At 38.2% G+C, this 22,615-nt stretch carries 22 protein-coding genes; 7 read left to right on the top strand and 15 right to left on the bottom strand.

Annotated elements, in window-relative coordinates; translation table 11 throughout:
* Positions 1 to 33: 33 nt before the first annotated feature.
* The 6 genes from ABIB40_RS02775 (at position 34) to ABIB40_RS02750 (ending at position 7,445) form a co-directional block, all read left to right on the top strand.
* On the top strand, positions 34 to 1,221 hold the full coding sequence (locus ABIB40_RS02775) for an ATP-grasp domain-containing protein (protein WP_354355739.1): 1,188 nt from the start codon (positions 34 to 36) through the stop codon (positions 1,219 to 1,221).
* 78 nt (positions 1,222 to 1,299) lie between these two features.
* On the top strand, positions 1,300 to 1,455 hold the full coding sequence (locus ABIB40_RS02770; protein ID WP_354355737.1) for a FeoB-associated Cys-rich membrane protein: 156 nt from the start codon (positions 1,300 to 1,302) through the stop codon (positions 1,453 to 1,455).
* Positions 1,456 to 1,470: 15 nt separating this feature from the next.
* Positions 1,471 to 2,058, top strand: a complete 588-nt coding sequence (locus ABIB40_RS02765) for a Crp/Fnr family transcriptional regulator (protein ID WP_354355735.1) — start codon at positions 1,471 to 1,473, stop codon at positions 2,056 to 2,058.
* Between the two features lie 311 nt (positions 2,059 to 2,369).
* Positions 2,370 to 2,900: a YceI family protein gene (locus ABIB40_RS02760; RefSeq protein ID WP_354355733.1), complete on the top strand. Its 531-nt coding sequence runs from the start codon at positions 2,370 to 2,372 to the stop codon at positions 2,898 to 2,900.
* A gap of 36 nt (positions 2,901 to 2,936) precedes the next feature.
* Complete coding sequence (locus tag ABIB40_RS02755) at positions 2,937 to 3,809, top strand: pirin family protein (protein WP_354355731.1); 873 nt, start codon at positions 2,937 to 2,939, stop codon at positions 3,807 to 3,809.
* Positions 3,810 to 4,040: 231 nt separating this feature from the next.
* A complete protein-coding gene (locus ABIB40_RS02750; RefSeq protein ID WP_354355729.1) occupies positions 4,041 to 7,445 on the top strand; it encodes a trifunctional glycoside hydrolase family 18/polysaccharide deacetylase/glycosyltransferase family 2 protein in 3,405 nt (1,134 codons plus the stop codon).
* Between the two features lie 88 nt (positions 7,446 to 7,533).
* On the opposite strand, the gene ispF is transcribed toward ABIB40_RS02750, so the two are convergent.
* Complete coding sequence (ispF, locus tag ABIB40_RS02745) at positions 7,534 to 8,013, bottom strand: 2-C-methyl-D-erythritol 2,4-cyclodiphosphate synthase (protein ID WP_354355727.1); 480 nt, start codon at positions 8,011 to 8,013, stop codon at positions 7,534 to 7,536.
* A gap of 33 nt (positions 8,014 to 8,046) precedes the next feature.
* A complete protein-coding gene (gene porV / locus ABIB40_RS02740) occupies positions 8,047 to 9,237 on the bottom strand; it encodes a type IX secretion system outer membrane channel protein PorV (protein ID WP_354355725.1) in 1,191 nt (396 codons plus the stop codon).
* Positions 9,238 to 9,520: 283 nt separating this feature from the next.
* Here porV and ABIB40_RS02735 point away from each other — a divergent pair, with 283 nt between their 5' ends.
* Complete coding sequence (locus ABIB40_RS02735) at positions 9,521 to 11,164, top strand: SUMF1/EgtB/PvdO family nonheme iron enzyme (protein WP_354355723.1); 1,644 nt, start codon at positions 9,521 to 9,523, stop codon at positions 11,162 to 11,164.
* Positions 11,165 to 11,248: 84 nt separating this feature from the next.
* On the opposite strand, the gene ABIB40_RS02730 is transcribed toward ABIB40_RS02735, so the two are convergent.
* The 13 genes from ABIB40_RS02730 to ABIB40_RS02670 all read right to left on the bottom strand — a co-directional run bounded on the left by ABIB40_RS02730 (position 11,249) and on the right by ABIB40_RS02670 (position 22,476).
* Positions 11,249 to 11,749, bottom strand: coding sequence for an acyl-CoA carboxylase biotin carboxyl carrier protein subunit (locus ABIB40_RS02730; protein WP_354355721.1), 501 nt, complete (start codon positions 11,747 to 11,749; stop codon positions 11,249 to 11,251).
* Between the two features lie 2 nt (positions 11,750 to 11,751).
* The gene (locus ABIB40_RS02725) at positions 11,752 to 12,336 is read right to left on the bottom strand and encodes a DUF4159 domain-containing protein (protein ID WP_354355719.1); all 585 of its coding nucleotides are present in this window, start codon (positions 12,334 to 12,336) and stop codon (positions 11,752 to 11,754) included.
* Between the two features lie 124 nt (positions 12,337 to 12,460).
* Complete coding sequence (locus tag ABIB40_RS02720; protein ID WP_354355717.1) at positions 12,461 to 13,165, bottom strand: 16S rRNA (uracil(1498)-N(3))-methyltransferase; 705 nt, start codon at positions 13,163 to 13,165, stop codon at positions 12,461 to 12,463.
* Positions 13,166 to 13,175: 10 nt separating this feature from the next.
* Complete coding sequence (locus tag ABIB40_RS02715; protein WP_354355715.1) at positions 13,176 to 14,492, bottom strand: hemolysin family protein; 1,317 nt, start codon at positions 14,490 to 14,492, stop codon at positions 13,176 to 13,178.
* On the bottom strand, positions 14,492 to 15,043 hold the full coding sequence (locus ABIB40_RS02710) for an inorganic diphosphatase (RefSeq protein ID WP_354355713.1): 552 nt from the start codon (positions 15,041 to 15,043) through the stop codon (positions 14,492 to 14,494). The genes ABIB40_RS02715 and ABIB40_RS02710 overlap by 1 nt, the downstream gene beginning before the upstream one ends.
* A gap of 5 nt (positions 15,044 to 15,048) precedes the next feature.
* Positions 15,049 to 15,708 (bottom strand): DedA family protein, encoded by a 660-nt coding sequence (locus ABIB40_RS02705; protein WP_354355712.1) that lies wholly within the window; start codon positions 15,706 to 15,708, stop codon positions 15,049 to 15,051.
* 277 nt (positions 15,709 to 15,985) lie between these two features.
* Positions 15,986 to 16,312: a type II toxin-antitoxin system RelE/ParE family toxin gene (locus ABIB40_RS02700; protein ID WP_354355710.1), complete on the bottom strand. Its 327-nt coding sequence runs from the start codon at positions 16,310 to 16,312 to the stop codon at positions 15,986 to 15,988.
* Entirely contained in the window at positions 16,302 to 16,508 is a 207-nt protein-coding gene (locus tag ABIB40_RS02695; protein ID WP_354355708.1) for a hypothetical protein, read from the bottom strand. The genes ABIB40_RS02700 and ABIB40_RS02695 overlap by 11 nt, the downstream gene beginning before the upstream one ends.
* 336 nt (positions 16,509 to 16,844) lie before the next feature.
* Positions 16,845 to 18,218, bottom strand: coding sequence for an NADH-quinone oxidoreductase subunit N (locus tag ABIB40_RS02690; protein ID WP_354355706.1), 1,374 nt, complete (start codon positions 18,216 to 18,218; stop codon positions 16,845 to 16,847).
* A 7-nt stretch (positions 18,219 to 18,225) separates the two neighbouring features.
* Positions 18,226 to 19,701 (bottom strand): complex I subunit 4 family protein, encoded by a 1,476-nt coding sequence (locus ABIB40_RS02685; RefSeq protein WP_354355704.1) that lies wholly within the window; start codon positions 19,699 to 19,701, stop codon positions 18,226 to 18,228.
* Between the two features lie 23 nt (positions 19,702 to 19,724).
* On the bottom strand, positions 19,725 to 21,626 hold the full coding sequence (gene nuoL / locus ABIB40_RS02680; protein ID WP_502931045.1) for an NADH-quinone oxidoreductase subunit L: 1,902 nt from the start codon (positions 21,624 to 21,626) through the stop codon (positions 19,725 to 19,727).
* Positions 21,627 to 21,642: 16 nt separating this feature from the next.
* Positions 21,643 to 21,972, bottom strand: a complete 330-nt coding sequence (gene nuoK, locus ABIB40_RS02675) for an NADH-quinone oxidoreductase subunit NuoK (RefSeq protein ID WP_354355702.1) — start codon at positions 21,970 to 21,972, stop codon at positions 21,643 to 21,645.
* A gap of 12 nt (positions 21,973 to 21,984) precedes the next feature.
* Entirely contained in the window at positions 21,985 to 22,476 is a 492-nt protein-coding gene (locus ABIB40_RS02670; protein WP_354355700.1) for an NADH-quinone oxidoreductase subunit J family protein, read from the bottom strand.
* Between the last annotated feature and the right edge of the window lie 139 nt (positions 22,477 to 22,615).

Below are 22,615 nucleotides of genomic sequence, written 5' to 3'. Positions count from 1 at the left end.
AGAAACTATTTACTTGCACCAACCTTATAGATTATGATTTCCGAAGAAAGGCAAAAGTTTAACAATCAATTTACTGAAGAAAAATACAATGTTTTTTTAGCCGATTTAGAAAACGGCTATCCAAAAATACCTTTTAGAGTTGCAGAAACGCCTATTTTTATTCCCAAAGTATTAACAGAGAAATTAATTAAGGCTGGCGAAGAAATAATCGACCTGATAAAGCGGCCGGGTTTTAAAGAACTTACTAGAAAAGCCACACCAAAACTTTGGGAAGTTCCAAATGAGAACGACCATCCACATTTTCTAACTTTCGATTTCGGGATATGTAAAGACGAACACGGAGAATTAACGCCCATGCTTATAGAAATGCAGGGATTTCCCTCTCTATATGGCTTCCAAATGCACCTTGCCGAGACCTTTAAAAAGCACTATCAAATTAGCGAAAATCTCAATTACTTTCTAAACGGATTTGATGAAAAAAAATACATCGCTTTGCTTAAGAAGGTAATTTTGGGCACACATGAGGCCAAACATGTTGCGCTTATGGATATAGATGCGAAAAACCAAAAAACAGCAATTGATTTTCTTGTTACCCAAAAACAATTGGGCATTAAAGTTTTGTCCGTCGATGAAATCCATCGAAAAGACAATAAACTTTTTTACACCGAAAATGGTAAAGAAATTCAATTGAAAAGGATTTACAACAGATTGATTTTTGATGAGATTGAGAACGATGAACTGTTGTTTGAAAACAGTTTTGATCCTCGCGAGCAAGTAGAAGTAGAATGGGTTACCCACCCCAACTGGTTTTATAGAATAAGCAAATTTACCATGCCGTTCTTGAAAAGCAAATTTGTACCAGAAACATACATTTTAAATCGACATACAGAGGCACCAAAAGATTTAGAAAATTATGTTTTGAAACCTTTATTTTCTTTCGCCGGGATGGGGGTTATAATAGATGTTAAGCAAAGCGATCTGGATGAGATTACACATCCAGAAAATTGGATTTTACAAAAAAAAGTCGTTTATGAGCCTGCTGTACAAGCTCCAGATGGAGGTGTAAAAGCCGAAATTAGGCTAATGTATCTTTGGGCAGATGGAGAAGAGCCTCAATTATGCATTAATCTGGCTCGTTTAAGTAAAGGAAAAATGATTGGCGTAAGGTACAATGCAGATTTTGATTGGGTTGGCGGAACTATCGGTTTTATGGAGCAATAGTATGCAAGTGCTTACGCCTATTTCTCAAAATTACATTAAACTGAAATCAAATAGGCTATTCAAATTGTATATTTGTATATGAGCCTTCAAGCCATTATCGTTTTTCTGTTATTCTTTGCAGCGATAGCCTACGTAGCAAGATTGGTGTATAAATCTATCATAGCTAAAAAAGATGGTTGTGGCGCAGGGTGCAACAAATGTGGCGTGGATTTTTCTAAAGTAAAGCCAGAATAAAGAATTTTTTTGGTTATGGTAGAAATATTTAAACAGTACCTTAAAGAGAAAATAGAAATAACCGATGAAGAGTTCGAACAAGCTTTTGGCAACCTAGTAGTAAAGAAAATAATAAAATGGCAAGTTCTGTTGAGAGCGGGTGAACATGCGCAGCATGGTTTTTTTGTTTGCAGAGGCCTCTTAAGAGCTTACTCATTAGATGAAAAGGGCAAAGAACACATTGTACAGTTTGCACCAGAAAATTGGATTGTAGGCGACCGAAATGCTATGATAAATCAGCCATCGATCTTTTCTATTGATGCAATAGAAGAAACAGAACTTATTTTGCTGCCCAATAATTTTTTAGAAGCCGCTGCTACGCAAATTCCCCGTCTTTTAACAATGAACGTAACTTTGCTAAACAATGCTATCAGGTTTATGCAAAAAAGAATTAGTATGCTATTGGGCGCTACCGCCTCCGAACGTTATTTAGATTTTTTGAAAATTTACCCAAACCTAACCCTCCGTGTACCGCAGTGGATGATTGCTTCTTACCTTGGCATTACCCCAGAATCATTAAGCAGAGTACGTAAGGAGCTCGCCAAGAACCACTTTCGTCCTTAAAACACTCACCAATCGAGTAATCAATATGTGTCTCGTGTTTGAGATTGCTTCGTGTCTATGAATCACAAATATATGTACGTTATTTGTAATCAATAAAACACATAACTGCCCGAACAAACGTCAGCCTGCTCTATATTCTCAGGAAAGCAATCTCCAAAGCATCTTTTGTATGTCTTATTTTCGAACTGAGGGTCACCAACTATAGCGTTAGCAGGAAAATTTAACTGCATTTATTACCATACATCAATTTTTATCGTTGAAACCCGACGTACCTTTGCTGCGTAGGAACAAACCTCCTAACAACAAAAAATATGAAAACACAAAAATGGACTTTAGATCCAACCCACAGCGAATTACAGTTTAAAATTAAACATTTAATGATTACAACTGTAACAGGTAGCTTAAAATCATTCACTGCAGATTTAGTTTCTGACGAAGACACTTTTGAAGGCGCAGAAATTTCATTTTCTGGCGATATAAAGTCTTTAGAGACAGGAAATAACGATAGAGACAACCATTTAAAAAGTGCAGATTTCTTTGACGCAGAAAATTTCTCGACCGCTGATTTCAAATCTACCTCGGTAGAAAAAGATGGTAATGATTATACTGTAAAAGGTAACTTAACCATAAAGGGCAAAACCAACCCGATAAAATTAACCGCAGAATATGGCGGAACTGTAATCGATCTTTACGGACAAACAAAGGCTGGATTTACGTTGAGCGGAAAGATAAACCGTATGGATTACGGATTGACTTGGAATGCGGCTTTAGAAACAGGTGGCGTGGTTCTTAGCGAAGAAGTAAGGATTGCAGGCGAATTGCAATTTATCAAGCAAGCCTAAAAATATTTTAGAAAGCGACAATAGTGGAGGTACGCAATGGAAAATATTAAACAAGTTTCGGCAATACTAAATGCACCAGCGCCACACATGGTTGGTGACGGCTTTAGGGTACATAATTTTTTTCCAAACGGCTATGATATTGACATGGATCCATTTTTTTTGATGGATTACGGTTCGAAGATTGAATTTTCTGCAAGAAAAAAGCCCAGAGGAGTTGGTAGCCACCCACACCGTGGGTTTGAAACCGTTACCCTTGCGTATCACGGTGCCGTTGCCCATCACGACAGTTACGGAAATAGTGGGGTTATTAATCCCGGAGATGTTCAATGGATGACAGCAGCAAGTGGAGTACTGCACAAAGAGTATCATGATGAAAGCTACAGCGTTAAGGGCGGTCCTTTTCAAATGATACAAATTTGGATCAACCTCCCTGCAAAAGATAAAATGGGTAAACCTAGTTATCAATCCATCACGCAAGCAGAAATGGCCAAGGTAACGTTGCCCGATGCTGGTGGAAAGATAGAAATAATTGCCGGCAGTTATCAAGGCGTACAAGGTACAGCACACACTTTTAGCCCCATTGAGCTTTATAATGCAAGATTAAACAAACACGGAAAGGTAAATTTTGATTTTCCAAGCAACCATAATACAGGGCTTATGGTTGTTGAAGGTAAGGTAAAAATCAATGATCTGGAGATTGCGGAAATAAACAGTTTTGCTCATTTTAAAAATGAAGGCAATCAAATTTCCATAGAGGCGCTTGAGGATAGCATTGTGTTGGTAATGAGTGGAGAACCTATCAATGAGCCTATTGTTCAATATGGACCTTTTCTAATGAACACCGAAGCAGAAATTCGCCAAGCAATAGATGACTTTAATATGGGTAAGTTTGGTTATCTGGCTGAGTAAAATTCTAAGCACTTTCTTTGTATTCAAAAATCCGATTTCTTTAAAGAAACCGGATTTTTTTGTTTTCACTCATTTTTCCCTTTAACTAGTTTGCTGGTCGAACGTGACTTTTTACTAACCTTTGGTAGTTTTCTCTAAATCAGAATTCAAACAAAATTGTATTGGCAAAAATAAGTTTCATCCAATCTTCATATAATTTATCGACTTTTGATTACAAAATCAGAAAAGAAAATGTCCGGAAAACAAATTTTTCAAACTGAGAAGAAAACGCGCTGGAATACCTTTACCTGGATTAGCAGAACCTTTCTTGTCATTTTTATAGTCGCAGCCGTTTGTGTTGTGCTCACGCTATCCTCAGTTCAGGTTCCTAAACTACCCTTCTTAGATGTGAGTGGGAAATTTAATGCCAGTCAATTAGCGAAATTAAAGAAATCTCAGAAATACAAAGATTTTTCTATTGCCAAATCTCATCTAGAAAAAATACGAAAGGACAGGCAAAAACGCATATCTGCAGGACATGACGATAAAGCGCGCATCAATCTAGGTTTCTATGTAAGTTGGGCAGCAACTAGAGACAATTCCCTTTCTGATTTAAAACGTAATATTGGGCATTTAGACATGGTTGCGACTGAATCGTTTTTCTTGCGAGGCGACTCTATAGTTGAGCAAGTTGATACGGCCGCATTGAGTGTAATCAACAAAGCAAAAAAATCTGCAATTGCCGATATTTCTAATTACGGAACAAATGGATGGGATGGCAATGCAGTTAAAAAATTAATAAGTGATCCCAACGCGCAACAAGCATTCATTACTAATCTAATCTCTTCTGTAAAAAGGTATCATTACAAGGGCGTAAATATCGATTTTGAAGAAGTTAATGCAGACAGTCAAGAAGGTTTTAACAACCTAATGAAAAATCTGTACACACAGCTTCATAGTCAAGGTTTAATTGTGATGATGGATATTGCCGTAGACAACGATGATTATGATCCAAAGATTTTACAGCATTATAATGATTATTTGGTATTAATGGCTTACGATCAGCATAGCGAGGAAAGCAACGCTGGCGATATCTCTAATCAAGAATGGGTTGAAGAAAAACTAGATGATATTTGTAGCAAAGTGGATGCTGACAAGGTGATTTTAGCATTGGCATGTTACGGCTATGATTGGCCAGCAAAAAGTGTAGGGACGCCAATGACCTATGAGGACGCAATGACTACCGCTGTAAGTTATAAAAGCAAGGTTACTTTTAATCCAGGTTCTGCCAATCTACATTATCAATACAAAGCTGATAATGGCATAGAGCATACGGTGTATTTTACCAACGCCGCAACCTACTTTAACATCATCCGCAAGGCAGATGATTGGGGAGTTGCGGGCATTGCATTATGGCGTTTAGGATCAGAAGATAAAAGATTATGGAAATTTATTTCTAGAGATTTAAGTTTAGATTCTCTTAAGAAAACTCCGTTTGATTTGGGTACGATTTCTAACCTTACCATGAACGGCATCAAGTATATTGGTGACGGCGAAATACTAGATTTAATATCTACCCCACAACCGGGCCTAGTTAGATTTACTTTAAATAAAGACAATTTTACCATCGCCGACCAGCGTTATATCAAAATGCCAAGTCCGTATGTGATTAAACGCTATGGCTATGCAGAGAAAAAAATTGTGTTGACTTTTGATGATGGTCCAGATCCAACTTACACCCCTCAGGTGTTAGACATCTTGAAAAAAGAAAAAGTACCGGGGGCATTTTTCGTAGTTGGTATCATGGCCGAAAAAAATATGGGCCTATTAAGACGGGAATATGACGATGGCTACCTGATTGGAAATCATACTTTTTTTCACCCAGATATGTCTACGTTAGGCCCTGCACGTGTTAAGTTTGAATTAAATGCAACAAGGAGGCTCATTGAAGCTGTTACAGGCCACAGTACCATTCTTTTTAGAGCGCCTTTTAATGCCGATGCAGAACCACAAAACACGGCAGAAATATTGCCCGTTGCACAAAGCAGAAAAGAGAACTACATCAATATAGGGGAATATATCGATCCAGAAGATTGGTTTCCAGGAAAAACCGCAGACCAGATTTTTAATGAAGTTGTTAAACAAAAGGACAATGGCAATATTTTGCTGCTACACGATGCAGGCGGTAATCGCGAAGCAACAGTAGCTGCCTTACCTCGGATTATCCATTATTTCAAGAAACAAGGATACACTTTTACCACCATCGGAGATTTGATGGGTAAAACCCGTGCGCAGTTGATGCCTGAAGTTAATTCTGCAGCTAACACGGGATTTTTGGGTTCTGGTGATTATTTCTTTATCAACTTTTTCTATTATGGCAATATCATTTTGAATGTGATATTTACCGTCGCCATTGCCTTAGCTATCTTGCGCACCTTGTTTATCGCCTATCTTGCCATTAGACAACGAAAATTGGCTAGGAAGAATGTAAATCTACTTGTTAAAAATCCGACATCGCTGGTTAGCATTATCATTCCGGCTTATAATGAGGAAGTTACGGCTATCCAGACCATCAACAGCCTATTAAAGTTAAACTACCCGAATTTTGAGCTCATTTTTGTAGATGATGGGTCAAAGGACAAAACATTTGAAATTGTAAGTGCTAAGTTTGCCGGCAATAATCATGTAAAACTGTATAGAAAGATCAATGGCGGTAAAGCATCGGCTTTAAACTATGGCATTTCAAAAGCAAATGGAGAATATCTGGTGTGTATAGATGCTGATACGCAACTGAAAACAGATGCTGTGACGGAATTGATGAAACTTTTCTACAGCCCAGAAATTGCAGCTGTTGCAGGTACGGTAAAAGTTGGTAATGCTCATAATTTAATAACCACTTGGCAGTCTATAGAGTACATAACTTCCCAAAATATGGACCGTCGGGCATTCGATTTATTGAATACCATTACGGTAGTTCCTGGAGCTATTGGTGCTTTTAGAAAGTCGGTTATTTTAGAAATTGGCGGGTTTACGATAGATACCTTGGCAGAAGATTGCGACCTTACAATGCGCATTTTACGCGCTGGCTACAAAGTGAAAAATTGCGATACCGCTATTGCCTATACAGAAGCGCCAGAAACGGTAGAAATGTTGTTGAAACAGCGGTTTCGTTGGAGTTTTGGGGTAATGCAAAGTTTTTGGAAAAACAGAAAAACCTTTCTTAATAAGAAATATGGTTATTTTGGAATGGTTGGAATGCCAAACATTCTCCTTTATCAAATAATATTGCCTCTATTCTCTCCCTTAGCTGACTTCTTTATGGTTATCTCACTAATTGGGGGGATATTCTCCTTGAGTGCAATAAATAACCTAACGCTTACGGGTATTTCTGGTATCCTCAGCCTGCACAATGGTTTTGGGCAGGTTCTGTTTTATTATCTTATTTTTATTGTGGTGGATATGTTCTTTGCAGCAATAGCTTTTCGGATGGAAAAGGAAAAGTTAAAAGACCTCATTTATTTATTTCCTCAGCGTTTTTACTGGAGACAATTAATGTATATCGTTTTATTTAGAGCTTGTCGTAGGGCACTAAAAGGAGAACTAGAAACTTGGGGAACGTTGAAAAGAACGGGAAATGTCAAAGAGACAACATCTTAATTTATAAATACATGAAATTTGCCTGTCGAAGACCAATTAAACTTATCCAAAAAAAGTAAATTTCATGTTTCCATATTAAAAAACGAGGCTATATTTTTTGAATTAGACAAACCGCATAAGCTACCACGCCCTCTTCCCTGCCTATAAAACCCATTGTTTCGTTGGTAGTAGCTTTTATAGAAATATCTTCAACAGAAATACCGATAGCTTTTGCGATGGTTTCTTGCATTTTAGGGATGTGCGGATTAATTTTCGGCGCTTCTAAACACAACATCGCATCTATATTGCCCACCTCAAAACCCTTTTCCTTAATTAACTTTACCGTTTCCTTTAACAACACAATACTGCTAATTCCTTTCCATTGCGGATCGGTATTTTTAAAATGAAAGCCTATATCACGTAGATTGGCCGCTCCAAGCAGGGCGTCGCAAATGGCATGTAACAGAACATCGGCATCAGAATGGCCGAAAGCACCTTTATGGTGTTCTAAGTTAACCCCTCCCACAAAAAAAGGATGTCCATCTTTTAACTGATGCACATCAAATCCAAATCCCACCTTTATTTTCATATTAAACTCCGTTACCGCTAAAACTGCAAACTACTATTTTTTAAGAATCTTCCGGTCACCAAAATTAAATAAAAGGCTAAACCGTAAGGTATTTGCTAAGGGGCTCGATTGAGTATTTGCAATTAGATAGGCAAAATCTATATTAAATACGTTGTACTTTAAGCCTGCCCCAACCGTAAAATAACGGCTATTTCCTTTGCTTGGGCTCTGGTAGTTGTAGCCTGCTCGCACCGCAAATTGTTGGTTATACCAATATTCGGCACCAGTAGAAATGCCAACCTCCCTAAGCTCTTCGCTAAAGCCTCCCGGAGCATCGGTAAAAGAACCTATAATGCCAGAAGGCAAAGACCTGTTAGGGTCTTGTCCCGCAATAATGTTATTATTTGCATCATAAATGGGTTGGGTCGGCACCAATAATTTGTTAAAATCGACGGCGAAAGCTATCGTACTCAACTCATCCAACCGGGAGGTTGCAGCACCTCCAATTTTTATATTTCCGGGCAAAAACAAACTCGGTTGTGAGTTGGAATAACTCATTTTTGTGCCAATATTAGAGATGTTTACACCAGCAGAAACCAATGTGCTTGTACCGAACCACTGTGTGTGCACTTTATATAATCCAGATACATCTACCGCAACAGCTTGACCTGCATGAGTTTCTCCACTTACCACATACTGACCGGCAGTAACATTGGAGTAAATGTACCGAACAGAACTTCCCAAAGAAAACTGGTCTCCAAAACTCGTAGCAAAACTTACATCTACCGCTAACTCGTTTGGGTTGGCAATGCCGAGGTTTTGCCCGCCGCCATCTGTTAGCTCTAATTGTCCCAAAGAAAAATACCTAAAAGACCCAGCTAGCGTATATCTATCTTTAAACTTATAATAACCACTTAAGTAGGCCAAATTAATATCAGATACTAAATTTTTAAGCCACGGGCTATAAGAAACGGCAAAACCATAAGGTTTATCCAAAAAAGCAAGCTTAGATGCATTTATGCTTGCAGCGTTTACATCGGCAGAAACAGCTACACCTGCATTACCCATTGCACTTGCGCGCGCGTCTGGCGTAAACAGTAAAAAAGGAACGGCCGAAATTATATTATTAGATTCGCTTCCATTATTTTGTGTACGCGACACACCCACTTGCGCGTTTGCTTTTTCAAACACGAAGACAATAGACCATACAGAAATAGCAAGCGTGCCGATATACTTGAAATTCATTGGTTAAAAGTACAAAATTTTAGATTTTGCCGAGAATATTTTAACGAATATCAAAAGTATATATTTCAAATTTTAACAAAATATAAACACTAAATTTATCGAGGAAAGATTGAACAAAACGCTCCCCTTCTTGTATTTTTAACACTACACTTTTTACAAAAGACTAGTTTTAAACGATTTATATTAAAAATATAATTTAAAAACTATTGTTATTAATCTAGTAATTGACTTAAATTTGTGTAGTTTTAAAGATTAAAATTGCTTTAAGTATTATCTAGTATCTATGAAAAAAACATTCATATACACTTGTGTATGTCTATCTACCTTATTGGGGCTTACAAGCTGCAGCCATAAAAATCGCGACAACGTGTCTAGCAAAACAGGAATCCCCTATGCAGATGGGAAAAACCACAAATATGGCAGTTTTGTGGTTAACACAAAATATAAACGCGAGGCTGGTCCTGGGTTAGTACCTATCGAGGGCGGGGTTTTGATAGTTGGGGGTAGCGCTGTTGCGGTGCCAGGTATTGAGCCCAACATTTACAATTACCGCAGACAAGTTACGGTACCTTCTTTCTACATGGACGAGACTGAGGTAAGTAACACCGATTGGCTTGAATATTTACATTGGATAAGAGTAAGCTTCCCCGATGATCATGAATATTATTACAATGCTTTGCCGGACACTTTGGTATGGAGGCGTGCGCTTTCTTATAACGAACCTTACGTAAACAACTACTTGCGTCATCCTGCGTATCAAGATTACCCAGTTGTAGGCGTATCTTGGGAACAGGCAAGCAGATTCTGCGAGTGGAGAACGTCCCAGGCGAATGAATATATTTTAAGACAAAAACAGATTTTAACAGGCTACGACCAATTGGCCGGAACTGGTAAAGGAAAAGGAAAAAATAACACAACAGCACAGGCTAATACTCAAAAACCGAATCAACCCTTTAATACAGACGCTTATTTAAATGGCCAGTACAATGATGTAGGAGCTAAAGCGCCCCAGGATTACACTGCCGCCGCTGGAGCATCTGTCGGCAATGCAGGAAAAAAAGGAGGTAATGTAGCGAGGAGACATGTTACCTTAGAAGATGGAATTATTTTGCAGCCCTATAGATTGCCAACCGAAGCCGAATGGGAATATGCTGCACTTGGCTTAATTGGAAATACTGACTACGAGAACATTAAAGATGAGAAAATTTACCCTTGGAATGGCCTGGGTGTAAGCTCTGCCGATCGTAAAACCCGAGGTATGATTTTGGCCAACTTTAAAAGAGCTCCTGGCGATTATATGGGTGTTGGAGGCTCTTTAAATGATAAAGGCGATTTAACTGTTCCTGTAAAATATTACCAACCGAACGATTTCGGTTTGTATAACATGGCCGGCAATGTAAATGAGTGGGTAAACGATGTGTACAGACCCGGAACTTTTGAAGATGTAAATGCATTTAATCCTTACCGCGGTAACGATTTCCAAAACAACAAACTTTCGGATCCCACCGCAGGAAAGATTGAATTGGATAAATATGGAAATCCAGTAAAAGTTAACGCCTATTCGGGCAAAAAGTTAACTTGGGAAGAAAAGCAAGAATTTGCAAAACGAGCTGATTCAATCGCTAATTCTACAGATAAGTCCACCCCCGTAACCGATTATACGGCTGATGAGCGTGGCTACAGAGACCGTCAAAACAAATTATTGAATGAGGAAGGTGTTTCACTAGTTAACGATAAATCTCGCGTATATAAGGGCGGTTCTTGGAATGACATGGCTTATTGGCTAAATCCTGCAACGAGGAGGTTTTTGCAACAGGATGAATCGTCTTCAGAGGTAGGCTTTCGTTGCGCAATGACAATGTTGGGCGCTCCCGAGATAAGCACCGTAGGGAAAAGAAATTTTAAAGCAGGTAAGAAGAGAAGATAATTCTCAATTGAATAAAAAAGCGGCGATTTTCTACGAAAATCGCCGCTTTTTTATTGCATCTTGAAGAGATTTTAATGCGACGTACTATTTAAACGTAAGGAGGACTTGATTTTTCTCTACTTTACTTCCTTCCTCCACCATAACTTTCTTAATAACGCCATCAACAGGAGATTTCAATACATTCTCCATCTTCATAGCTTCCAGAACCAACAAGCTATCGCCCTTTGCAACTTCATCATTTTCTTTAATTTTTAAGGCCAGTACCAATCCAGGCATTGGTGCTTTAACCTCGGCAACCTTGTTGGCAGCCAAATTATCCATCCCTAATTGTCGAAGCAATTGATCAAATTTATCTTCGATATTTAAATAGTATAAATGACCGCTTACTTTTATTTTACAGCTTTTTTCTATTCTATCTATATCTACAAGTTCTGCGCTGTAAGATTTGTTATTATAAATTACACTCCAAAACCCACTGTTAAGCTCACTTACATCAAGTTGTAATTTTACCCCATCCACCATCAATTGCTTTTCAGTAATATCGATGTTAAAAACATTGCTATTATTTACCCTAATTTTAACCATACCTATTGGGTTAGTGCGTATTGAACTACATTTGCGCCCATTTTTAATGCTTGCGTGCGCGTGTCTTGCGTGTCGCTGGGGTAGGTTCCGAAATCTTCCCATCCATTCCCAAGATCGCACTCGTAGGTGTAAAAACAAACTATCCTTCCCTTCCAGATCAGGGCAAAGCCTTGTGCACGTGTACCATCGTGTTCGTGGATTTTCGGCAACCCATTCGGAAACTTGTATTTTTGGTTGTAGATTGGATGATTGGAAGGAAGTTCTACAAAATTAAGCCCAGGAAAAACCTTTTTCATCTGTGGCCTGATAAATTTATCAAGACCATAATTATCGTCGATGTGCAAAAAACCGCCACCTATTAAATACTGCCTTAGATTTTTTGCTTCCTGATCGCTAAAAACAACGTTTCCGTGCCCTGTCATAAAAACAAATGGGAAGTTGAAAAGTTCTTTGCTTCCCACATCTACGGTACTTTCTTGCGGGTAAAAATTGGTTTTTAAATTTGCGTTACAAAACGCTATCAAATTGGGCAATGCTGTTCTATCGCCATACCAATCACCACCACCGCTGTATTTCAATTTGGCCATCCTGTAGGTAGGCGCGGTAAAACTGGAACACAGAAAAAATAAAAAAGCAACTAAGGTGTAACCCGGAAAGGCGTTTTTTACTTTGACGACAAGAAAATTAAAAAATGAAAATTTCAACTTGTATTTATCTATTAAGATAATTTATTTCGAAACAAGCTGCTAGAGCAGCCGTTTCGGTACGCAACCTAGCGTTTCCTAAAGTTACTGCTTTATATCCTTTTTGCAAAGCCAAGTTAATTTCCTCTTCTGTAAAATCTCCCTCAGGCCCAATAAGAATTACACAATCCTCATCTTTACTTAACGTTTTTGATAGATAATTTTTTTCATCTGCCGAAAGGCAATGAGCAATGTATTTATTTGCGTTTAAACTTGAATTGATAAAGGATTCGAAGGTTTGTGCTTCATTTAATTTAGGATGGTAGGCTTTTATAGATTGTTTTACAGCTGAAGTAATAACTTTTTCTAACCGTTCTGGCTTTACCACTTTTCTTTCAGAGCGTTGGCAAATGATGGGTGTAATTTCATCTATGCCAAGTTCCGTCGCCTTTTCTAAAAACCATTCTAACCTTTCGGTATTTTTTGTTGGCGCAATGGCAATGTGCAAGTTAAAATTTCTCTTTCCGTAATCTATTTGGCTATCTAAAATAAGCAAACCAACCTTTTTTGGGTTGGCTGATGAAATTTCTGCCGTGTAGAATCCGCCTACACCATCTACCAGATTCACCACATCGCCAAGAGCCAGCCGCAAAACCCTAATACAATGTTTACTTTCCTCTTCGTTAAGCGTGTGGTTTTGCAGCGAAATGTTTGGTGTATAAAAGATATGCATGCTTTATCAACTAATGGTCGTCTTCGCTATCCTCCTCGGTCTTAACAAGTTCTAATTTAACGGTTTCTATATTCTGCTCTGTCTTCTTTAAAATCGTAAACAGATAGCCATACGATTCGTTGCTTTCGCCAACCTCGGGTATTTTACCAAACACATGCGAAACGAGTCCGCCGATGGTATCAAAATCTTCGTCTTCTGGGAGGTCATGAGACAGGTGTTCGTTTACATCATATACCGTTGCAAATGCGTTAACGATAAATTCATTATCGGTAACCTGCTCTACAAGAGGCTTCTCCTCATCATACTCATCTTGTATATCACCAACCAACTCTTCTACAATATCTTCTAAAGTAACCATGCCAGCGGTACCGCCAAATTCATCTAAAACAATGGCAATTTGCATTCTTTTAATTTGCAACTCGGTCATCAAATCGTGAATCTTTTTGGTTTCCGTAACAAAAAATGGCTTTCTGATAATATCACTAAGTGTCCAATCTCTATTTCCTGCCGCTACCAACGGTAAAATGTCTTTGGCATGGATGATTCCTACAATCTTGTCCATAATTTCATCATAAACTGGCAACCTAGAGTAACCTTCTTTTATGATAACGTCTATCACTTCTTCTTGATGCGTTCGAAGTTCTACCCCAGAAATTTTGGTACGGGGAACCATGATGTTCTTAACCACGCGCTCATTAAAATCGAACACGTTTTTAATCATTTCATGCTCATTAAAATCTAATGCGCCACTTTCTCTTCCTTGATCCAACAGGTATTGGAGTTCTTCCGTACTGTGTAAAGATTCGTGCCCTGCCGAAGATTGCATACCAATCAACTTTAAAACTAAAGATGCTAAGCCGTTTAACAACCATATAAATGGCTTAAAAATAAAATGGAAGGCTTGTAAAGGAATCGATATAAACATGGTGGTGGCTACCGGCCGTTGTATGGCGATAGATTTCGGCGCAAGCTCGCCAAAAACGATGTGCATTACCGTTATAATTGAAAATGCAATAATGGTAGATGTAGTGGTAATATACACTTCGGCAATGCCAAAATTCGCCATAGAATCGTGCACAATCTGATGCATTACCCTTTCGCCAATCCACCCCAATCCAAGCGATGCAAGTGTAATACCGAGTTGCGTAGCAGCAAGGTAATTGTCTAGGTTGTGAATAATTAATTTGGCAACCTTGCCCACCTGACTGCCATCCTTTGCTTTGATTTCTATCTGCGAAGCACGCACCTTAACGATGGCAAACTCAGCCGCAACGAAAAAACCGTTTAATACAACTAAAGAAAATGTCCAAAATAAATCCCAACCCATTAGGCTTTATTTCTAAATAACTTGTTGTAAAGCTCTATACTTTCCAAAATCACTTTATGCGCATAGCGTAGCCCAAGTAAATGCTCTATGGTTACATTTTTTCCTTCTAAGGCTTTGTAATCTTGAAAAAACCGTACAATTTCCTTCATTTGATGAGGTGGTAATTCATCTAGGTCGTTAATGTAGTTTACAGACATATCATGGTGGGCAACTGCAATAATTTTATCGTCTTGCTCGCCACCGTCTACCATGTGCATAACGCCAACTACTTTTGCTTCGATAAGCGTCATTGGGTAAACATCTACAGAGCACAACACCAAAATATCTAATGGATCTTTGTCATCGCAGTAGGTTTGAGGAATAAAGCCGTAGTTGGCAGGATACATAACCGAAGAGAATAGCACGCGATCTAATTTAATCAATCCCGACTCTTTATCTATTTCGTATTTTGCCTTAGAGCCTTTAGGGATCTCTATAATTGCGTTAACTATTTCTGGTGTATTTTTGCCCGGAGATACGGAGTGCCAAGCATGATGATCGTCATTCGCCATTGTTTCTAATTAATATCTAAGTTTTCCTTATCAGAGGATTTATCTGCTCTGTTTTTTACAAAGGTAATTAATAATGGAATAGTTGTTATTAATATAAATCCAATAATTATATAAAAAAGATAATCTGTAATTTCTTTCTCAAATTTTTTGCCTAAAAAATAGCCGAGCATAGTTAGAGATGTTACCCATAAGACTGCGCCAACTACATTATATAGAGCAAATTTCTTTTCATCTAATTTAACTATACCTGCAACTATTGGCGCAAATGTTCTAACAATTGGAACAAACCTGCCCATAATTAGCGCAAATGCTCCTTGTTTTTTGTAGTATTCTTCGGCAGCCCGTAAATAACGCTTCTTAAAAAAAAGGCTGTCATTGCGTTTGTAAAGCGCTGGCCCGGTTTTTCGCCCAAACCAAAAACCTGTAAAGTTACCTGATATAGCAGCAATGATTAGGCCAATAATGAGCGTGCTTATATGAACGTCCAATTTTCCGGTGGCAACAAACATCCCTGCCAAGAAAAGCAAATAATCGCCCGGAAGGAAAAAACCAAAGAAAAGACCTGTTTCTGCATAAATAATGAATAGCACAACATAAAAACCACCTTCTCTTAAAAGTTTATCTGGAGAAATGAGTTGGTGCAGGCTATTCCAAAATTCTTGCATAATCAGTTATTCGTAAAACTACAAATAAATATTAAAAATTGAGGGAAGTGCAGGATTTTAAATAGTCCGTTAAAAAATTATTTTTTTGCCAAAAATTCTTCCATCTTTTACTGTAATCTCTTTTTGTGCTAACTGCCCATTGAAGTTTCCTTTTTGTACTACCTTGCGTAAGTTTTAAGAGGGGATTTTATGTAAGTTTCTAATCAGCTGAAAGTTGCCAAATCTTGACTTTTTTTTCGAAAAAAAAAAACATATCACACTAAAATACAGGCTATTTTTATTCAATGTCCCTAAGCCAATTGTCAAGCTCTTTATCAGTTATGTCCGACTGCTCTGATTTATCGTAGATAGAAAGAAAGTAGATTGTAGTTTCTGCAACTTTTATGTGAGTGATTACTCTTGCTCCGCCACTTTTCCCTTTCTGCTTCGATGCAATAGATAGGCGTATTTTATAACATTTGTTTCCAAGGTTAATTCCTTGTTCTGGGTTTTCTTTCAAAACATTGATAAGGTCTGCATATTCATTTTTAAGAGAAGGAAATTTTTTAGCCAAGCGCTTTAATTGTTTACCAAAATAGGCCGTAACTTCTATATTATAGCTCACTTAATAATTGCTCTGCGGTTTGCAATTTTATCTTACCTTGTTTCGCCAATACTACTTCCTCTACCGATGCTTTCAATTCTTTAAAAAATTTCGCCTTCGAAGGGCTTATAGGTTCAGCCTTTACAAATGATAAGTTTCGTAATAGTTCCATTACGAAATCCACTTTATCGTCTTTTATGTCTAGCAATACGTTCATAACTTAAATTATTTAATAGCCTACTTGCCTTTGCTCTAAAATATCTTATTGTTAAATCCATGTAATAGAAAACGTTACATTCCATCTTTGATTAAGTTGTTCAATCACATTATCATTATAGTAGCGCAAATTTAATTAAAAAGGTTTACCAAAAGAAGCAGGTATTGTTTTGTTATTGAAAAATTGCTGTGCTATTTTTCCTGTCTTGTTGCTAAATTCATGTTGCGTAAGCAATACAAAACCAAGCATAGCAACCATTTTAAAATTCACAATTTCCTTTATGACCTTGTACTTTTCCAATTTTGTTGCACGTAAGGGGCCTGAAATAACCAGGCGCTACAGCAAGTGTAAAAGCAGCGAAGGATATATGCCCAGAATAATGGTTATCACCGCAGATAGCACCATTACCAATTTATATTGGGTAGGTATGACAAGGCTAACTTCATCTCCATCTTTAAAGTACATGGCAATAATTACCTTAAAATAGTAATAGAACCCAACTAGTGCGTTAAGTATCGCAAAGCCAACTAAGTACACATGGTAATTTTGCATTACGTTTACGAACATCACGTATTTTCCGATAAAGCCCGCTGTTAATGGTATTCCGGCTAGCGAAAGTAGTGCTATGGCCATACATACTGCAAGCATCGGGCTACGCTTTCCTAAACCGTTAAAACTCTCGTAACTATCGTTACCTGTACGCTGCTTTACCAAAATCAATCCGGCAAAAGCAATTATGGTAGCAAATGTGTATGCAGCTGCATAAAACAAGATCTTAGTGCTACTGCCTTGATTTAGTTCAACGAGCGCAAAAATCATATAACCTACGTGAGAAATACTGGAATAAGCCAACATTCTCTTAAAGTTCTTTTGAAATAGCGCTGTTACGTTCCCTATAAACAAGGTTAAAAATACAATAACGGTTAACGGGAGCTCCCAGAAATCGTGTAAGGGCGCTAGTGCGAATAAAAACAATCTTAGAAAAGCGGCAAATCCGGCCGTTTTTACGGCTGTTGCCATAAATGTGGCAACTAAAGTTGGAGAGCCTTCGTACACATCTGGCACCCAGAAATGAAAAGGTGCTGCGCCAACTTTAAAACACAGTCCAATCAGCATCAGAATAATCCCTGGGTAAAATAATGGAGAAATACTAGTCGAATTATTCAGCACGTATTCTTTAATAGCCAACAAATCAAACGTACCAGTTGCGCCATAAAGAAGCGTTATCCCGAATAATAAAAATCCTGTAGAGAAAGCGCCCATTAAAAAATATTTCAACGACGCTTCGTTCGAGGCAAAATCAGACTTTCTAATTCCAGCTAGAATATACAAGCTTACCGACATTATTTCAATCCCAATAAACAACATGGCCATATTTTGGAAAGAGACCATCATAACCATCCCCGCAAGGGAGAACAGAATGAGCGTAAAATATTCTGCAATGTGTTCGCCTTTGCTAGAAAAATAATTTTGAGATAGCAGCAGTACAAATAAAGTACTTATGACACAAAGCGATGAAAAAGCTATGGCAAAATTATCCATCTTCATCATATCGTAATACACCACGTTGGTATTCCAATTAAAGAAAGCGAAGCCCAAAGCAGTTAATAAACCAACAATAGCTAGTGGCAATAACGCCTTGCTTGCTTTAAACAAACCTGCGTAAAGCACAATAAAGGCGGTAATACTAATGGTAATAATAATATTCATTGCTCTGTTACTGAATTAATTTTTGGTGTACTTGTTCTAATAAATGTTGTACCGATGCTTCTGTTAAATGTAGAATTGGCTTTGGATAAACGCCGATTGCTATGACCAAGAAACAGATGGTGTACAACACTAATTTTTCTGATCCTTTGATATCTGTCATGCCTGATGTTAGGGTATTGGTTTTGCCAAGCATTGTTTTTTGATACATTCTAAACATGTAGACCGCACTAAAAATCATAGTTAAACCAGCAAAAGCTGCAGCCCAAATACTATAATGGTAAACGCCCAATAACAGTAAAAACTCGCCAACAAAACCGTTGGTTCCTGGCAAAGCAACCGTTCCCAATAAAATAATTAGAAATGCAATAGACAGATGCGGCGCCATTTTAGCAATACCGCCTAAATCTGCAATGGTATTTGTTTTTAAGCGAGAAAATATAATGTCCACAACAAAGAATAACCCAATTACGTTAATTCCATGACTAAGCATTTGGATCATTGCGCCTTGAAGTCCTTCTGTACCCTGATTGCCAAGACTGAAAGAAGCAAAAATTGCAGCAGAGATCAACCCTACGTGCGCTATAGACGAATAAGCGATAAGACGCTTGGCATCTCTTTGGGTAAATGCAATGATGGATGCATAGACGATACCGATTATAGAAAGCACCAAAGCTAAATCTCCCCATTCTTGCACGCCTTTCGGAGCAATCGGCAATAACCACCTAATTAACCCATAAATACCCATTTTAAGCATAATACCCGACAGCAGCATGGTTCCAGGAGTTGGTGCGGCGGTATAAGTATCTGGCTGCCAAGTATGGAAAGGAAAAATTGGCATTTTAATGGCAAAAGCTAAAAAGAAGGCCCAAAATATCCAGCTTTGTTGGGCGGCATCGAGGTTAAGGTTGTAAAACGATTGAATTTCGAAATTATGTGCAGGGTTCTGAAGATACAGAAAAATGATGCCCATCAGCATAAATAACGAACCCGCAATGGTGTAGACAAAAAACTTCATGTTGATGCGGATGCGGTCTTTTCCTCCCCAAACAGCACAAATAAAGTAAATAGGAATCAGTGCAGCTTCCCAACCGATGTAAAACAAAAAGGCATCCATGGCGGTAAAAACCATTAACATGCCGCATTGCATAAAGAGAATTAGTGCATAAAAAGCACCTGGATTTTTATAATCGTGTTTTATGCTCGACAAAATAATAATAGGGATAAGCACATTGGTAAGTAACACCACCAGCATGCTAATGCCGTCTATTCCAGCATGAAAATTAATCCCCAATTCATGTATCCATGGCAAGTTCACCTCAAACTGCGTAGAAGCATCTGGCACAAAGGAAAAAACTAGATAAAGCGCAATGGCCAAAGAGACGGCAGAAAATGCAACAGCAACCATTTTTGCCTGCTTGCCTGCAAACGTAGTTACCAATGCGCCCAATAAAGGAATAAATAAAAGAAGTAAAAGTTGTTCCATCAGTAAAATTTTGAACCCTTTTTTTATATGTATAAAAATGTATATAACAGCAATGCGATGATTCCAAAAACCATCATAAATATATAGAAACCTACGTTTCCAGATTGTAATAACCTTATGCCCTTACTTGTTTCTTTGGTGCTCCATCCAAGCCCGTTTACTATGCCATCTATAAATTTGATGTCCATTACCTTGTAGAAAAACCTAGATAATCCATCCAAAGGCTTTACAATAATGAAATCGTAAATCTCATCAAGATAAAATTTATGATAAGATATTTTAGCCATCAGCGAGCGTGGTGCGGCATCTGCAACTGGTACATGGTTTGTTTTAACATAGCGGCTATATGCAAAGAAGATTGCAACAAGAGCTGCAGAGACAGAAATACCCATTAACAAATATTCTGTTGCGTGATCTAGGCCAAGCTCATGTTGGCCCACATTAGCGCCAGTTAACCAATGGGCTAACCACTCGTTACCGCCAAATATATGCGGAATGTTTATCATACCGCCAAAAGCTGCCAATACAGCCAATATTATTAATGGCAAAGTCATTACGGCAGGCGACTCGTGCACATGCTCTTCTTGATGATGCGTACCTCGGTATTTGCCAAAGAACGTTAAAAACATCATCCTAAACATATAAAAAGCTGTTAAGAAGGCGGTAAACACACCAATTACCCATAACACTCGGTTATGTTCATAAGCGTTTGCTAAAATTTCGTCTTTAGAAAAGAAGCCCGAGAATGGTGGGATTCCAGAAATTGCAATTGTGGCAATCATCATGGTGATAAAAGTGATAGGCAATTTTTTTCTTAAACCACCCATCGACCTCATATCTTGTTCGTGGTGCATGGCGTGTATTACCGAACCAGCCCCTAAAAACAACAACGCTTTAAAGAAAGCATGTGTTAACAAATGGAAAAAAGAACCAGCGTATGCACCCACACCTAACCCTAAAAACATATAACCCAACTGAGAAACTGTAGAATAAGCAAGTACCTTTTTTATATCTGTTTGGGTGAGCGCGATGATGGCTGCAATGAGTGCGGTAAGTGTTCCGATAATCGCGATGATATTTTGAGTGAATGGCGCCAAATCAAAAAGCACACTGCTACGGACAATCATATAAATACCTGCGGTAACCATTGTGGCTGCATGGATCAGGGCAGAAACCGGAGTTGGGCCCGCCATGGCATCTGGCAACCATGTAAACAGTGGCAATTGTGCCGACTTTCCACAGGCGCCCACAAATAACAAAACGGTAATAAGTACAATGGTATGGTTACCCGGAAGCATGTTTGCTGCCTGAGGAAAAACCTTGGCAAATTCTATACTGCCAAAAAAGTTGAACATTAAAAAGACGCCCAATAGGAAACCCAAATCTCCTATCCTATTCATGATGAAAGCTTTCTTCGCGGCAGATGCAAAACTACCGTTAGTATACCAAAAGCCAATAAGTAGGTAAGAACATAAGCCTACGCCTTCCCAACCGATAAACATAACAATGTAGTTGGAGCCAAGCACTAGCAACAGCATAAAAAAAACAAAGAGGTTTAAGTAACTAAAAAACTTACCAAAACCCTCGTCGCTGTGCATATAACCAATCGAATATAAATGGATCAAGAATCCTACGCCGGTAATTACCAGAAGCATCATGGAGCTAAGCGGATCTACCAAAAAAGACAACGGAATGGTCAGTTTGCCTGCACTAATCCAGTCGAAGAGCAAAACCGTATGCTGTTTTTCTACACCGCCACTTAGCTGGAAGAAAATGATTATGCTTATGATAAACGAAGCCAATACAACACCGCTACCTATAAAGCCTATCAGTTGTTTTGATAATGTGTTTCTGCCAAGTCCATTAATCAAAAACCCCAGTAAAGGAAGCAACGGAACCCACCAAATTAAATTTTCTATTGTCATTACAAGCAAAATATATTTACCACTTAAGGCGATTCAACACATTAATATCTATAGATTTAGTATTTCTATAAACCATTACAATAATACTGAGGCCAATGGCCACCTCGGCTGCTGCCAAGGCCATAATAAAAAACACAAATACTTGTCCCGATGGATCGTTATGATAAACAGAAAAAGCAGCGAGTAACAGATTTACAGCATTCAACATCAACTCAATCGACATAAAAATTACGATGGCGTTTCTGCGTGTAAGTACGCCCACTACACCGATGGTGAAAATGATGGCGCAAAACCAGATATAGTGGTTAAGTGGAACGCCCTGCATTTGAGTAGTTATATTTTGCATATTAAGTGTTACTTAATCTCTTTTTGATAATAAGACTGCGCCAACCATAGCAGACAGCAGCAATAAGGATGAAAGTTCGAATGGCAATAAAAATTTATGAAACAATACATCGCCCAAGTTTTCTACCAAACCTAAGTTTGGAGATTTTAGCGTTAGGGGGTTTGTAATAGAAACAGCCTTAAATGAGCCAATAAGGGTTACAACTAAACAACAGCCGGCAATTACACCAACTATTTTAATTAATGGCGACTTAGATGGCTCTGTTTCTTTATTAAGGTTGAGCAACATGAGCACAAATAAGAAAAGCACCATAATTGCACCCATATAAACAATAAAATTCACTACGGCCAAAAACTGTGCATTTAACAAAATGTAGTGAACCGTAAAGGTAAAAAACGTAATAATCAAATATATAACGCTATGCACCGGGTTCTTTGCAAAAATGACCATAAGCGAAAAGATTACGCTTAAAGTTGCCACGAAATAGAATACTTGTGCACCCATTTATTTAGTTTTTATTGTTTGTTTCTTCATGTCGTCGTTGCGAAGCCACTGCCTGTCCCGACCCTTCGGGGAAGCAATCTTTATTTTCTTTGCCTGAACTTTCCGCCAATCCCCCTTACTTTCTTATGAATTTAAGAGA

This window comes from Pedobacter sp. UYP30, from assembly GCF_040547165.1.
Taxonomy (GTDB): domain Bacteria; phylum Bacteroidota; class Bacteroidia; order Sphingobacteriales; family Sphingobacteriaceae; genus Pedobacter.
This window is presented reverse-complemented; position numbering and strand designations above follow the sequence as displayed.

What these genes read in the sequence shown, in the direction of transcription:
- ABIB40_RS02720 (WP_354355717.1), bottom strand. Translation starts at nt 13,165, where the DNA reads ATGCATATCTTTTATACACCAAACATTTCGCTGCAAAACCACACGCTT.
- ABIB40_RS02770 (WP_354355737.1), top strand. Translation starts at nt 1,300, where the DNA reads ATGAGCCTTCAAGCCATTATCGTTTTTCTGTTATTCTTTGCAGCGATA.
- ABIB40_RS02750 (WP_354355729.1), top strand. Translation starts at nt 4,041, where the DNA reads ATGTCCGGAAAACAAATTTTTCAAACTGAGAAGAAAACGCGCTGGAAT.
- ispF (WP_354355727.1), bottom strand. Translation starts at nt 8,013, where the DNA reads ATGAAAATAAAGGTGGGATTTGGATTTGATGTGCATCAGTTAAAAGAT.
- ABIB40_RS02670 (WP_354355700.1), bottom strand. Translation starts at nt 22,476, where the DNA reads ATGGGTGCACAAGTATTCTATTTCGTGGCAACTTTAAGCGTAATCTTT.
- ABIB40_RS02715 (WP_354355715.1), bottom strand. Translation starts at nt 14,492, where the DNA reads ATGGGTTGGGATTTATTTTGGACATTTTCTTTAGTTGTATTAAACGGT.
- ABIB40_RS02705 (WP_354355712.1), bottom strand. Translation starts at nt 15,708, where the DNA reads ATGCAAGAATTTTGGAATAGCCTGCACCAACTCATTTCTCCAGATAAA.
- ABIB40_RS02725 (WP_354355719.1), bottom strand. Translation starts at nt 12,336, where the DNA reads ATGGCCAAATTGAAATACAGCGGTGGTGGTGATTGGTATGGCGATAGA.
- ABIB40_RS02695 (WP_354355708.1), bottom strand. Translation starts at nt 16,508, where the DNA reads ATGAACGTATTGCTAGACATAAAAGACGATAAAGTGGATTTCGTAATG.
- porV (WP_354355725.1), bottom strand. Translation starts at nt 9,237, where the DNA reads ATGAATTTCAAGTATATCGGCACGCTTGCTATTTCTGTATGGTCTATT.
- ABIB40_RS02735 (WP_354355723.1), top strand. Translation starts at nt 9,521, where the DNA reads ATGAAAAAAACATTCATATACACTTGTGTATGTCTATCTACCTTATTG.
- nuoL (WP_502931045.1), bottom strand. Translation starts at nt 21,626, where the DNA reads ATGACAATAGAAAATTTAATTTGGTGGGTTCCGTTGCTTCCTTTACTG.
- nuoK (WP_354355702.1), bottom strand. Translation starts at nt 21,972, where the DNA reads ATGCAAAATATAACTACTCAAATGCAGGGCGTTCCACTTAACCACTAT.
- ABIB40_RS02775 (WP_354355739.1), top strand. Translation starts at nt 34, where the DNA reads ATGATTTCCGAAGAAAGGCAAAAGTTTAACAATCAATTTACTGAAGAA.
- ABIB40_RS02690 (WP_354355706.1), bottom strand. Translation starts at nt 18,218, where the DNA reads ATGAATATTATTATTACCATTAGTATTACCGCCTTTATTGTGCTTTAC.
- ABIB40_RS02710 (WP_354355713.1), bottom strand. Translation starts at nt 15,043, where the DNA reads ATGGCGAATGACGATCATCATGCTTGGCACTCCGTATCTCCGGGCAAA.
- ABIB40_RS02730 (WP_354355721.1), bottom strand. Translation starts at nt 11,749, where the DNA reads ATGGTTAAAATTAGGGTAAATAATAGCAATGTTTTTAACATCGATATT.
- ABIB40_RS02755 (WP_354355731.1), top strand. Translation starts at nt 2,937, where the DNA reads ATGGAAAATATTAAACAAGTTTCGGCAATACTAAATGCACCAGCGCCA.
- ABIB40_RS02760 (WP_354355733.1), top strand. Translation starts at nt 2,370, where the DNA reads ATGAAAACACAAAAATGGACTTTAGATCCAACCCACAGCGAATTACAG.
- ABIB40_RS02685 (WP_354355704.1), bottom strand. Translation starts at nt 19,701, where the DNA reads ATGGAACAACTTTTACTTCTTTTATTTATTCCTTTATTGGGCGCATTG.
- ABIB40_RS02765 (WP_354355735.1), top strand. Translation starts at nt 1,471, where the DNA reads ATGGTAGAAATATTTAAACAGTACCTTAAAGAGAAAATAGAAATAACC.